The following is a 12,640-nucleotide window of genomic DNA, read 5'->3' as shown; positions in this document are numbered from 1 at the left end:
AACCTACTATGAGTGAACGTATCGGCCTGTTCGGAGGCACATTTGATCCACCGCATTTAGCTCATCTGATTATGGCGGAAGAGGCAAAAAATGCATTAAATCTGGATGAAGTCTGGTTTATCCCAGTACACACACCGCCGCATAAGCAAAGGGAGAATATGATTTCCGGGGAAGAACGTCTGATGCTCGTAGAAGCAGCGATTGAAGATAACGCGGGATTTCGCACGTCCTCCGTGGAGATTGAACGCGGCGGGCCTTCGTATACAATTGATACAGTACGTTACTTTAAGCAGCAGGCGCCGGAAACGGAGTTTTTCTTTTTGATCGGCGGCGACATGGCAGACCAGATGGATAAATGGAAGGATATTGAAAAGCTGCGCAGGCTGGTCGAATTTGTATTTGTGAACCGTCCCGGCTACAACGGCTACAAGCCTTCGTGGCTGACCCAGGTGGAAGCTCCCACAATGCACGTTTCTTCTTCGATGATACGCCGCCGGCTCAGGGACGGCGAAACCGTCCGCTATATTGTGCCGGGAAATGTATTAAAAGAGATTGAGAGGAAAAAACTGTATGGACAAAAATGAAGCTCTTCAAATCGTTAAAGAACAGTTAACGGAAAACAGATACAAGCATACGCTCGGTGTCCGGGAGACCGCTTTATATTTGGCAGAACGGTTTGATATCGATTATAATAAAGTAGAGATAGCAGCTATTTTGCATGACTATGCTAAATACCGTCCTGTCGAAGAGATGCGTGAACTGCTCCGCGGAAAAGAAGAAGCCGGCAGGTTTATCGCCTACGGGGACGAACTGCTTCATGCTCCGGCCGGCGCTTATTTCATTCAAACAGAAGCTGGAATTGCAGACGCGGATATTGTTTCTTCTATTTACTGGCATACGACCGGGAAGCCAAACATGACAGCTTATGAAAAGGTGCTGTTTTTAGCGGATTATATAGAACCAAACCGGACATTCCCTGGAGTGGAAAAAGTCCGGGAGATGGCAGAATCAGACATAGACGCTGCCATCGTTATGGCTCTTGGAAACACGATTCAATTTTTAATTTCAAAAAATGTTCCTGTATTTCCAGATACGCTCGCCGCTTACAACGATCTGGTGATGGAACACAAATAATGGAGGTCTGTAGATGAACGAAAAGGAACTGCTTGAATTAGCGGTACAAACTGCTGACAGCAAGAATGCACATGATATCGTAGCACTGGATATGAGAGGGGTGTCGCCGGTCGCAGATTATTTTGTTATCGGACACGGCACATCCGAAAAGCAGGTACAGGCGATTGCCACAGAATTGAAAAAGGCTGCGCATAAGCAGGGCCTCGACGTACAAAGGCTTGAAGGATATAACGAAGCAAAATGGGTGCTGATCGATCTCGGGGATGTCGTCGTGCACATTTTTCATGAAGACGAAAGAAATTATTACAACCTTGAAAAATTATGGGGCGATGCCGTCTACGTGGAACTCGAAACGGTGCTTTCCCAGTAACAATGCAAGCCTGAAAGGCCTGATTTTTCAGGCCTTTTTCTAATTTAAACGAAGGGAAGTGCAGGATGGATCACTCAATGTATAACGGCTTTGCCGAAGTGTATGACCGGCTGATGGCTGACGCTCCGTATGACGCCTGGAAAGAAGCTGTAATAAAAGAAGCCCCGGCCAAAAGCCCGAGAATGCTTGAACTTGGATGCGGAACCGGAGAGATCATGAAACGTCTCTACAGCGAAGGATTTCACGCCGACGGCATGGATCTTTCAGCAGACATGCTTGCAGTGGCAGCAGAGAAATGGAGTACTTCAGGGGAAAAACCTGTATTATTCCATCAGGATATGAGGTTTTTGGACGCGCCGTCTATGTATCAGCTCATTTTTTGTTTTTGTGATTCCCTGAACTATTTAACTGCACCGGAGGATGTTAAAGCCACCTTTGCCGGCGTTTATAACCATCTCGAAGCAGGTGGAATTTTTATGTTTGACGTTCATTCCATTCACTACATAGAGGACATTTTGTCTGAGGTTTCCTATGCAGACAATGATGAAGAAATTTCTTTTATATGGGATGTGTATCCTTCGGAACAAATCTGGGAGGTCGAGCATGAGTTGACTATTTTTTCGAAAAATGCAGACGGCACCTACACCCGGTATGATGAAGATCATGTCCAGCGGACGTTTGCCATTAATGAATACAAAGAGTGGCTCGAGGAAGCGGGTTTTTCGAATGTTCGTATCACAGCCGACTTCACAGCTGATTTTCCGGATGAAGAAAGCGAGCGTATATTCTTTTTGGCGAAAAAAACAGACAAATAGTGTAAAATATTGTAATATATAGAAGTGAATACTCTCCTCTGCAATATGGGAGCCCCGCTCCCTTCCCCTCCCGAATTTTCCCTTACTAATTAAACAAATAAAAAGAATCTGGAGTTGATGCTTTCTTTGTCGAGCCGTTGGAAATTAATTGCAGTCAGCGCCGGCGGAGCCGTGTGCCTTGGAATTATGTTTCTATTATTTTGGAGCGGAATGCCCCGGGAACAAACGGAAACACAGGAATCTGTTCCATGGGAAAATCAATCGGAAGAAAACGGGCAGGAAGAGACCTCTGGAAGTGATTCTGATAAAGAAACCGAAGAGCCTGATGGGGATGTCCGGGTCGATGTAAAGGGCGAAGTGCATGCCCCGGGTGTCTATACACTTCAGGCAGATGAGAGAGTCGAAGAAGCGATCCAGAAGGCGGGCGGAATTACTGACAGGGCGGATATGCTTCAGGTGAATCTTGCAGAAAGAGTAGAGGATGAGATGGTTATTCACATACCCGGAGAAGGGGAAGAAACAATTACCGGCCCACTTGAAGAAAACAGTGAGGAAGGGGCTGTGGTCAATGTGAATGAGGCGGAACAGGTGGATTTGGAAACCATACCTGGAATCGGGCCGGCAAAAGCCGCAGCTATTTTAAGCTACAGGGAAGAAAACGGTTCCTTTGAAACGATAGAAGACCTATCCAACGTGAGCGGAATTGGGGAAAAGACAGTGGAACAGCTCCGAGATTACATTTCTCTCTAATATTTACTTTTCGAAATAGTCTGATAAAGTTAAGAAAGAAATACTATTGCTTTGAGAGAAAGGAGCTTTCCTGTGGAAGAACATAAAGACTGGAAACTTGAAACACTTTCTGTGCATGCGGGCCAAACCCCCGATCCTGCCACTAATGCAAGAGCGGTGCCTATTTACCAGACAACGTCCTATGAATTTAATGATACCGACCATGCCGCAGATTTATTTGGCCTTCAGGAGTTTGGGAACATTTACACCCGAATCATGAACCCGACCTCCGATGTGTTCGAAAAACGAATGGCTGCTTTGGATGGAGGTATCGGTGCGCTCGCTACTGCAAGCGGCAGCTCCGCCATTCATATTGCCGTTTTAAACATTTGCAGCGCCGGAGATGAAATTGTCGCTTCGAGCGGCTTGTACGGCGGAACGTATAACATGTTTATGCATACGCTTCCGAAAATGGGCATCCAGGTGCACCTGGTGGATGGCACGGATCCACAAGCTTACGAGGAAAAGATAAACGAAAATACAAAATTAATATTCAGCGAAATTATTGGAAATCCCAATGGCAATGTGCTCGATATCGAAAAAATTGCCGGGGTGGCTCACGGTAACGGCCTGCCTTTAATAGTGGACGCTACGACAGTAACACCTATTTTATGCCGGCCCATTGACTATGGTGCGGATATCGTCGTGCATTCGGCCACAAAATTTATTGGCGGGCACGGAACTACTATTGGCGGCGTGATTGTGGACAGTGGAAAATTCAACTGGGATAACGGCAAATTCCCTGGGCTTACAGAGCCGGACCCGAGTTATCACGGTGTCGTATTTACCGAAGCGGTTGGAGAAATGGCCTATATTTTAAAAGCACGTGTGCAGCTGCTGCGTGATTTGGGACCGGCTATTTCTCCAATGAACTCATTTTTGCTTCTCCAGGGGCTTGAAACACTTCATCTGCGGATGGAGCGCCACTGTGAAAATGCTGAAAAGACAGCCTCATTTTTGGAGCAGCATGAGCTGGTGGACTGGGTGAGCTACCCGGGGCTTTCTTCACATGATACGTATGCTACGGCGGAAAAATACCTGCCGAAAGGAAAAGGGGCCATTCTGACCTTTGGCATCAAGGGTGGTCTTGCCGAAGGGAAAAAATTTATCGAAGCCTGCAACCTGCATTCGCACGTAGCGAATGTCGGAGACGCAAAGTCGTTAGTTATTCATCCGGCAAGCACGACGCATCAGCAGCTCTCTGAAGAAGATCAGCGTGCAGCAGGGGTGTCGGCAGACCTTATCCGGGTTTCCGTCGGCATTGAACATATAGACGACATTCTCCGGGATTTAGAAGAAGCCCTCCAGGAAAGCCAGAAGTAAACCACGAACGACAAAGCCTGCCTCGCGGGGCAGGCCCTTCCTTTTTTTCTTTTTTCCTATTTTTATATTTAACAATCGGGGGGTGAACAAGGTTCCCGTCCTTTGGATACTTATATCTATGACAGCCCCGGTCGGAATGCTGCTTCGCGGAGATTTCTGGGTGTGGGGGATTATTTGGTTCTGCTTCGGCGCCGGATGGATAATGCTGCGGCACTTTCGGATGTTTGCTGCCGGTGCAGCATTGATGCTGATTTTTGCCGGAAGCTCTTGGTACTGGGTGGAACACAACAATTCATTTTTTGACGGCACCGAAACAGAAATGACCGGTACCGTAGCCTCGCCTCTAACATATGACGGCGGCGGAGCCCGTTTTGCTCTGCGGACGGATAAGGGGGAATACATACCGGTTACATGGTGGTTTGATACTGAAGAAGAAATGCAGCAAAGTAAAAGTCTCCTCCCGGGAGAGCAGTGCCGGTGGACCGGGGAAATGAAGGAACCGTCAGCTTCTGGCAATCCCGGCGGATTCAGCTATCAGACTTATCTGTACTGGGAAAAAATACATTGGCTGTTTACGGCGGAAAATAGTCAGAGCGTTGAATGCTTTGCGCGCTCTACGGGAGCTGTTGACAACCTCCAGCGGATCCGGGCCCAGCAGATGCAGCGGATCGAAAGGTTCTTCCCGGAACAGGCCGCGGGCCTGGCGGGCTCTCTGCTGTTTGGAGACCGCACGTCCATGGCCGGCGAGGTGGAGGAAGCATACCGCTCGCTCGGTCTCGTGCACGTGCTCGTCGTTTCCGGCATGCATGTTGCCATTATCAGCGGTGCCGTATTTTTTCTGCTGAAACGAACCGGGATGACGAAAGAACGCTCATATACTGTGATTCTCTGGCTTCTCCCTGTATACGCTGTTTTAACCGGCGGAGCTCCCTCGGTGCTTCGTGCGGCCCTTGCTGCAGGAGTGTTCATCGGCTGGCAGAAATGGGGGCCTCGCGGACAGCGCCTGGATCCGGTAATTATTCTTCTGACGGTGATGGGGGCTATGCTCATTCTTAATCCAGGTTATCTTTTTCATATCGGTTTTCAACTCTCTTTTTTATTAAGTGCACATCTGCTTTTGTGCAGAAAAAGGATGGCGGCTGCCGGGAAATGGAGGAATATGGTCTGGGTTGCCGGTTCGTCGATGCTTGTGTCTCTCCCAGTAATACTATGGAATTTTTATCAATTTTCCCTTTGGAATGTATTAATTAATTTTCTGTTCACCCCGGTTCTTCTATTCCTCGTTCTCCCCTTTTTATTTTTGAATTACCTTCTCTCCTTTTTTATTGCTTCTCCTCCTGAAATCTTTTCTATGGTGTTTTCTGGAATCGACTGGATGCACGAACTTTTTATCTATCTGGGCGGCATGTCCTGGTCCACGGTACTTCTCGGAAAACCGGGTCTTGTTTTTACCGCCGTATATGCGGCAGGATGTACAGCATTTATTTTGGCGTGGAACAAAAACATGCGAAAAACAGCCATGTATCTATCAGCAGCAGTCATGCTTGCGGCAGCAGCCTGGCAATGGACGGCTCCTTATACAGACGGCCGGGGAAGAGTAACCTACCTCGACGTCGGGCAGGGAGACAGCACAGTAGTCGAACTGCCTTACCGGCAGGGAGTGATTGTTGTTGACGGGGGCGGGCGGGTAAGCTTTAACGACGAAGAATGGAAGGAGCAGGAGTCTCCCTTTGATCCCGGTGAAGCAGTCGTTGCTGAATACTTAAAATACCGGGGGATCCGCAAATTGGACACGGTGGTGGCGACGCACGGGGACGCTGATCACGTGGGCGGCCTGAAATACGTGGTGGAGCATGTGCCGACAGACGAACTGTGGTATGGCAGAAGCGCTCAGTATGAGGCCGGGGAACAGGAACTTTTGGCAGCATTTGACGAGCATACAGATATTAGGCTCGTCGAAGGCGGGGAAAGTTACCGCATTGGGAATACGGCCTTTTATGTTCTGCATCCTAAGGGTGAATGGGAAGATAAAAACGATCGTTCTGTTGTTTTGTATTTTGAACTTGGCGGAAAGCGCTGGCTGCTGACAGGAGACGTCTCCACCGGGCAGGAAAAACAGATAGTGCAGACATATCCGGGCCTGCAGGTTGACGTTTTAAAAACGGGCCATCACGGCAGCAGCACGTCCACAGACAGGGATTTTGTAGCAGCGGTTCAGCCGGAGCATGCGGTGATATCAGCGGGCTACTGTAACCGCTTTGGCCACCCTCATCCGGAACCTCTCGAAATACTTGAAAAAGCAGGCGTGAACGTATGGCGTACGGATCTTCAGGGAGCCGTCCAGTTCATTACCTCTTCCCGGGAGAAGCCCAGCATACGTACAGCAAGAGAGGAAATGCTTCCAGTGTGCAATTAAGTCATGGTTTCTCGTAGGAATGGGAAAGAAAATACGGTAAAATAGAAGGAGAATACGTTCGGAAAGTGTGAGCAGATGGATTATATAACGATGGAAAAGCAGGTACAGCAGGAGGACGTGCAGCCGTTTTACCTTTTGCAGGGTGAAGAAGGCTATATGATTCAGGATATTCAGCAGAAAATTATCGGAAAAGCATTGGCGGAAGAGGAGAGAGAATTCAATCTGTCTACATTCGACATGCGCGAAACGCCGGTGGAAATTGCTGTGGAGGAGGCGGAAACGCTCCCTTTTTTCGGAGAGCGGCGAGTGATCGTGCTTAAAAACTGTTATTTTTTAACGGGGGCAAGAGAAAAAGAGAAGGTGGAGCATAAAATTGAATCGCTGGAAACATATGCCAGGCAGCCGAACCCGACTACCGTGTTAATACTGTCCGCGCCGTATGAAAAGCTCGACGCCCGAAAAAAGGTAGTTAAAGAAATTAAAAAACAGGCTGTTGTACTCGAAGCAGCAGCCGCCGGCGAAGAGACGATGAAAAAATGGATGCAGCAGTTTAACCAGGCCCATCAGCTCAAAATGAGCCGTGAAGTCATGGATCGTTTTATTGCGCTTGCCGGCAAAGACCTTCTGATGCTTGCCGAAGAGGCGAAAAAGCTGCAGCTTTATACGGGCAGCGGGGAAGTGACGATGGAAACAGTGGATAAACTAGTGCCGCGCTCGCTTGAGGACAACGTGTTTGAACTGGTGGATGCCGTAGTCAAAGGCCAGGCAAAAACGATGCTCCGCATCTATTACGACCTGCTTAAGCAGGGAGAAGAGCCAATCAAGATTCTGGCGCTGCTTGCCCGTCAGATCCGTATTATTTATCATGTGAAGAACCTGAAGCAGCAGGGCTATTCGCGAAAACGCATGGCCGGTTCAATTAAAGTCCATCCGTATGCGGTACAGCTGGCCGAAAAGCCGGCGGCGGCATTTTCGCATTCGTATCTGCAGGAAGCCATGAAGCTGCTTAGTATTACGGATTATCAGATGAAAGCCGGAAAGATGGACAAGCAGCTCGCCCTCGAGCTCTGTTTTATGAAGCTTGTATCGGGACAGAAAATTGGACAATAAAAAAACGACTCGGGCCCGAGTCGTTTTATCCTTATTGTGCTACTGCGCTTAGGCGCTTGTGCATTCTGGATTTAGCGCGGTTGGCCGCGTTTTTGTGAATCATGTTTTTGCTGGCTGCTTTGTCTACTTTCTTCATCGCGAGCGCGTAGGAATTCTTCGCAGCATCAACGTTGTTTGCATCGATGTTTTTGTCGAATTCTTTAATAGCCGAACGCATGGAAGAACGGAAAGCCTGCTGCTTCACGCGTTGATTTTCGTTAATAATCACGCGCTTTTTTGCGGATTTAATATTTGCCATGGTGGTCACCTCCTTTAGTTACCGGTCATTTCTTTTATCAGCACAAAAGGATTCTATCAAAAATCACGACTGAGCGCAAGATTCAGCAGGAAAGAGTTAAATGGAGGAAATTTTCAGAATTAAAGCGAAGCGAACGCGAACATTGAAGGAAGAGCGGGGCATTGCTATAATAGACGTTAGTCTCTGCGAACGGAACGCACGGCAAAGTAGTAATAACAGGAGTGATCGAATCAATGAAAGAGCAGGAAAAACTTGAGCGCCAGAAGCGCATTCGTAACTTTTCGATCATCGCCCATATTGATCACGGGAAATCGACGCTTGCTGACCGGATTTTAGAATCGACCAGTGCGTTGACCCAGCGTGAAATGAAAGACCAGATGCTGGATGCGATGGATTTAGAAAGAGAACGCGGCATTACGATTAAACTTAATTCTGTACAGCTGAAATATACACATACAGACGGAGTGGAGTACATTTTCCACTTGATTGACACTCCGGGGCACGTCGACTTTTCCTATGAAGTGTCGCGGAGCCTGGCAGCCTGTGAGGGGGCCCTGCTGATTGTAGACGCCGCTCAGGGCATTGAAGCCCAGACGCTTGCCAATGTGTATCTTGCCCTCGATAACGATCTGGAAATTCTGCCTATTATCAATAAAGTGGATCTGCCGAGTGCAGAGCCTGACCGGGTGAAACAGGAAGTCGAAGATGTTATCGGTCTGGACGCTTCGGAAGCAGTGCTTGCTTCCGCGAAGGACGGGATAGGCACAGACGAAATTTTAAGGCAGATCGTTGAAAAGGTACCGCCTCCACAGGGTGACCCTTCGGCTCCGCTGCAGGGCATGATTTTCGACTCTGTATATGATACGTATCGCGGAGTCATCGCCTATATCCGGATTAAAGAAGGGACAGTCAAGCCGGGAGAAAAAATCCGGATGATGCAGACCGGAAAAGAATTTGAAGTATCGGACGTCGGCGTATTTAATCCGAAGCCGGTCTCCTGCGATGAACTGACCGTGGGGGACGTTGGATTTTTGATTGCCGGCATTAAAAACGTCGGTGATTCGAGGGTCGGCGATACGATTACAAACGCCCACAATCCGGCCTCAGAGCCGCTGCCGGGTTACAAACGCATGAACCCAATGGTTTTCTGCGGCCTGTTCCCGACAGATGCAAGCAAGTATAACGCCCTCCGGGACGCGCTTGAACGGCTGGAGCTTAACGACAGCTCGCTGCAGTTTGAAGCAGAGACGTCCCAGGCGCTCGGCTTCGGTTTCCGCTGCGGATTTCTTGGCCTGCTTCATATGGAAATTATTCAGGAACGCATCGAGCGCGAGTACAATATCGAGCTGATCACCACTGCCCCAAGCGTTATTTATCACGTGCAGATGGTGGACGGGGAAATGAAAGAGATCGACAACCCTTCCAATATGCCAGATGCCCAGCAGGTGGAATGGGTGGAAGAGCCGTTCGTAAAAGCGACTGTCATGGTGCCAAATGATTACGTGGGCGCCGTTATGGAGCTTTGCCAGGCTAAGCGCGGGGAATTTAAAGACATGAAGTATATGGATGATACGCGTGTAAATATCGTCTACGACCTTCCGTTAACTGAAATTGTCTACGACTTTTTCGATCAGCTGAAGTCGCAGACAAAAGGATATGCCTCATTTGATTATGAGTTTATCGGCTTTAAAGAAAGCAATCTCGTGAAGATGGATATTTTGTTAAACGGGGAAAGCGTGGATGCGCTGTCCGTTATTGTCCACCGGGACGTAGCCTATGAACGCGGAAAAGCTATCGTTGAAAAATTAAAGGATTTAATTCCGCGCCAACAGTTTGAAGTGCCGGTGCAGGCGACTATTGGAAAAAGCGTTATCGCCCGTTCGACAATCAAAGCCATGAGGAAAAACGTTTTGTCCAAATGCTACGGCGGCGACATTACGCGGAAGCGTAAGCTGCTTGAAAAGCAGAAGGAAGGTAAAAAGCGGATGAAGAGCGTTGGAAAAGTAGATGTTCCCCAGGAAGCATTTATGTCTGTATTAAAGATGGATAAAGACTAAGCAAAGCGGGCTGCCTTCCGGGCGGCCTTTGCTTTTTCCATAAAGAAGGAGAGAAAAGCGTGGCCAAAGGATTGTACGTCCACATCCCTTTTTGCGAATACATTTGTTATTATTGTGATTTTAATAAATTTCTCATTAACAATCAGCCGGTGGATGAGTATTTAGAAGCACTGGACCGGGAGCTCGCCTCCTATACGATGGACAAGCTGCAGACGGTTTATATCGGAGGGGGTACGCCTACGGCTCTTTCGGCCGCACAGGTGGAAAAGCTGATGCAGATCATGGACCGGCACGTTCCGGTGACCCAGCTCAAGGAATACACGGTAGAGGTGAATCCGGGAGACGTAGGGGAAGAGAAGCTGTCGCTGTTGAAGGCAGGAGGAGTTGACCGGCTGAGCATTGGTGTTCAGACGTTTCATGATTCCCAATTAAACAGTATCGGCCGGGGGCATTCTGCGGACGAAGCAAAAGAAACAGTCCAGGCCGCCAGACAGGCTGGCTTTGATAATATTTCGATTGATTTAATGTTTGGGCTGCCGGGCCAGACAATGAAGGACTGGGAAGAGACGCTGGATGAAGCGATGGCACTTGCGCCACCGCATGTGTCGGCCTATTCCCTGAAAATCGAAAAGCAGACCCGGTTTTACAATTGGTGGAGGGAAGGAAAGATCGCTCCGCTGCCGGAGGAAGAGGAAGCGGATATGTATGAGCTGCTTGTGGATCGTCTCGAAAGCCATGGGCTTCATGCTTATGAAATCAGCAATTTTGCACGTGCCGGGTACAGCAGCCGTCACAACCGGATATACTGGCAGAATGAAGAATATATTGGTGCCGGTGCCGGGGCTCACGGCTACACCGGCGGCGTGCGCTATGCCAACATCAAACCGTTGAACCACTATATCCAGGCAGTTCAGGAAAAAGGCAGTCCGGTACAAACGACACATCCGGTAACGAGAAAAGAACAGATCGAAGAGGAAATGTTTCTTGGGCTTCGTTTATACGAAGGTGTATCTACAAAGCGTTTTTATCAGAAATACGGCTGTGCCGCGGAAGATATATATCCGGAAAGCATCCAGGAAGCGAAGCGGAAGGCGTGGCTCGCAGAAGCGGATGGCCGCTTGTTTTTAACAGAAGAAGGGAAACTGCTCGGTAATGAAGTGTTTGCTTTATTTTTATTGGATGATGAGCCTGAAAACAATTGACAAAGCAAAAATCCTTTGATAGCTTATAAAATAGATTTAGCACTCGGATAAAACGAGTGCTAACAGAGGAGAATGTGTAATGCTTACCGATCGACAATTACTCATTTTGCAATCGATCATTGAAGATTATATTCAATCGGCCGAACCTGTAGGTTCAAGAAGCATCTCCAAAAAAAACAGCATTACGTTCAGTCCGGCCACCATCCGTAATGATATGGCGGATTTGGAGGAGCTCGGTTTTTTGGAAAAAACCCACAGCTCGTCCGGACGCATTCCTTCCCAAAAAGCTTACCGGCTGTATGTGGACCGTCTGCTGCTGCCGTACCGTTTCAGTGAACCGGAAATGAATAATATTCAATCGCTTTTTGCCGGCAAAATACTCGAAGCCGAAGAAGCAGTGAAAGAAACAGCCGGCATTTTGTCTGAATTGACGAGCTATGCCTCTATTGTGCTTGGCCCGGAAATGTTTGAATCGAGACTCAGACAAATTCAGATTGTTCCTATTGGAAAAGAAGCAGCTGTTGCTGTCATCGTGACAGACACAGGGTATGTGGAAAATCATACGGTAGCTCTTCCCCCCACTCTTGAAGCAGGGGAGCTCGAACAAATTACGAACATTTTAAACGAGCGGCTGCGGGGAATTCCGCTTTATCAGCTGCAGCGGGCACTGTTTTCTGAAGTAAGAGACGTTTTAAAAAGGTATGTGTTCAACTACGAAGCAGCTCTTTCGTTTACGGAAGAAGCTTTACGGAAGTCGCGGCATGAAAAGATCTTTTACGGAGGAAAAACCAACCTGCTCAACCAGCCGGAATTCAAAGACGTAGACCGTGTGCGGGCGCTGCTCGAATTAATGGAGGAAGAGCATTTGATTCACGAGCTCTTAAAACCAACCATTAACGGCATGACGATTAGAATTGGCCAGGAAAACACCAATGAAGCGTTTGAGCACTGCAGTATCATTTCTGCCACGTACTCCCTGGCTGGCAAGCCGGTTGGGACCATCGGTATTGTAGGGCCGACGAGAATGGAATATCAAAAAGTAATCAGTCTGGTTAATCATCTTTCCTATGGACTTTCAAATGTGTTAGATGACTTGTACCGGAGAGACTCTTAATGATAGTATTTG

12 protein-coding genes are annotated in these 12,640 nt (G+C 48.2%); 11 read left to right on the top strand and 1 reads right to left on the bottom strand.

The features are described 5' to 3' along the window. Positions 1 to 8 precede the first annotated feature (8 nt). The 8 genes from BLV22_RS04785 to holA all read left to right on the top strand — a co-directional run bounded on the left by BLV22_RS04785 (position 9) and on the right by holA (position 7,957). Positions 9 to 584, top strand: coding sequence for a nicotinate-nucleotide adenylyltransferase (locus BLV22_RS04785; RefSeq protein ID WP_091611947.1), 576 nt, complete (start codon positions 9 to 11; stop codon positions 582 to 584). Further along, positions 571 to 1,134, top strand: a complete 564-nt coding sequence (gene yqeK / locus BLV22_RS04780; protein ID WP_091611945.1) for a bis(5'-nucleosyl)-tetraphosphatase (symmetrical) YqeK — start codon at positions 571 to 573, stop codon at positions 1,132 to 1,134. Before BLV22_RS04785 ends, yqeK begins: the two co-directional genes overlap by 14 nt. Before the next feature lie 13 nt (positions 1,135 to 1,147). After that, positions 1,148 to 1,504, top strand: a complete 357-nt coding sequence (rsfS, locus tag BLV22_RS04775) for a ribosome silencing factor (protein WP_091611942.1) — start codon at positions 1,148 to 1,150, stop codon at positions 1,502 to 1,504. Positions 1,505 to 1,569: 65 nt separating this feature from the next. Beyond that, the gene (locus BLV22_RS04770; RefSeq protein WP_245724008.1) at positions 1,570 to 2,319 is read left to right on the top strand and encodes a class I SAM-dependent DNA methyltransferase; all 750 of its coding nucleotides are present in this window, start codon (positions 1,570 to 1,572) and stop codon (positions 2,317 to 2,319) included. 126 nt (positions 2,320 to 2,445) lie between these two features. Continuing rightward, complete coding sequence (locus tag BLV22_RS04765; protein ID WP_176967648.1) at positions 2,446 to 3,069, top strand: helix-hairpin-helix domain-containing protein; 624 nt, start codon at positions 2,446 to 2,448, stop codon at positions 3,067 to 3,069. 72 nt (positions 3,070 to 3,141) lie between these two features. Next, complete coding sequence (locus BLV22_RS04760) at positions 3,142 to 4,431, top strand: homocysteine synthase (protein WP_091611934.1); 1,290 nt, start codon at positions 3,142 to 3,144, stop codon at positions 4,429 to 4,431. 118 nt (positions 4,432 to 4,549) lie between these two features. Continuing rightward, positions 4,550 to 6,847, top strand: coding sequence for a DNA internalization-related competence protein ComEC/Rec2 (locus tag BLV22_RS04755; RefSeq protein ID WP_091611931.1), 2,298 nt, complete (start codon positions 4,550 to 4,552; stop codon positions 6,845 to 6,847). A gap of 75 nt (positions 6,848 to 6,922) precedes the next feature. Then, positions 6,923 to 7,957, top strand: coding sequence for a DNA polymerase III subunit delta (gene holA, locus BLV22_RS04750; protein WP_091611928.1), 1,035 nt, complete (start codon positions 6,923 to 6,925; stop codon positions 7,955 to 7,957). Positions 7,958 to 7,988: 31 nt separating this feature from the next. Here the strand turns inward: holA and rpsT are convergent, their stop codons facing one another. Continuing rightward, positions 7,989 to 8,255, bottom strand: coding sequence for a 30S ribosomal protein S20 (gene rpsT / locus BLV22_RS04745; protein WP_091611924.1), 267 nt, complete (start codon positions 8,253 to 8,255; stop codon positions 7,989 to 7,991). Between the two features lie 233 nt (positions 8,256 to 8,488). Between rpsT and lepA the strand changes: the two genes are divergently transcribed. The 3 genes from lepA to hrcA all read left to right on the top strand — a co-directional run bounded on the left by lepA (position 8,489) and on the right by hrcA (position 12,628). Further along, complete coding sequence (gene lepA / locus BLV22_RS04740) at positions 8,489 to 10,312, top strand: translation elongation factor 4 (RefSeq protein WP_091611921.1); 1,824 nt, start codon at positions 8,489 to 8,491, stop codon at positions 10,310 to 10,312. Positions 10,313 to 10,371: 59 nt separating this feature from the next. Next, positions 10,372 to 11,514 (top strand): radical SAM family heme chaperone HemW, encoded by a 1,143-nt coding sequence (gene hemW / locus BLV22_RS04735; protein WP_091611918.1) that lies wholly within the window; start codon positions 10,372 to 10,374, stop codon positions 11,512 to 11,514. Between the two features lie 79 nt (positions 11,515 to 11,593). Next, a complete protein-coding gene (hrcA, locus tag BLV22_RS04730; protein ID WP_091611916.1) occupies positions 11,594 to 12,628 on the top strand; it encodes a heat-inducible transcriptional repressor HrcA in 1,035 nt (344 codons plus the stop codon). Positions 12,629 to 12,640 lie beyond the last annotated feature (12 nt).

This window comes from Marinococcus luteus (assembly GCF_900106595.1).
In the GTDB taxonomy this organism is placed as follows: domain Bacteria; phylum Bacillota; class Bacilli; order Bacillales; family Marinococcaceae; genus Marinococcus; species Marinococcus luteus.
Note: the sequence above shows the minus strand (reverse complement) of the source record. Positions and strands in the feature narration are given on the sequence as shown.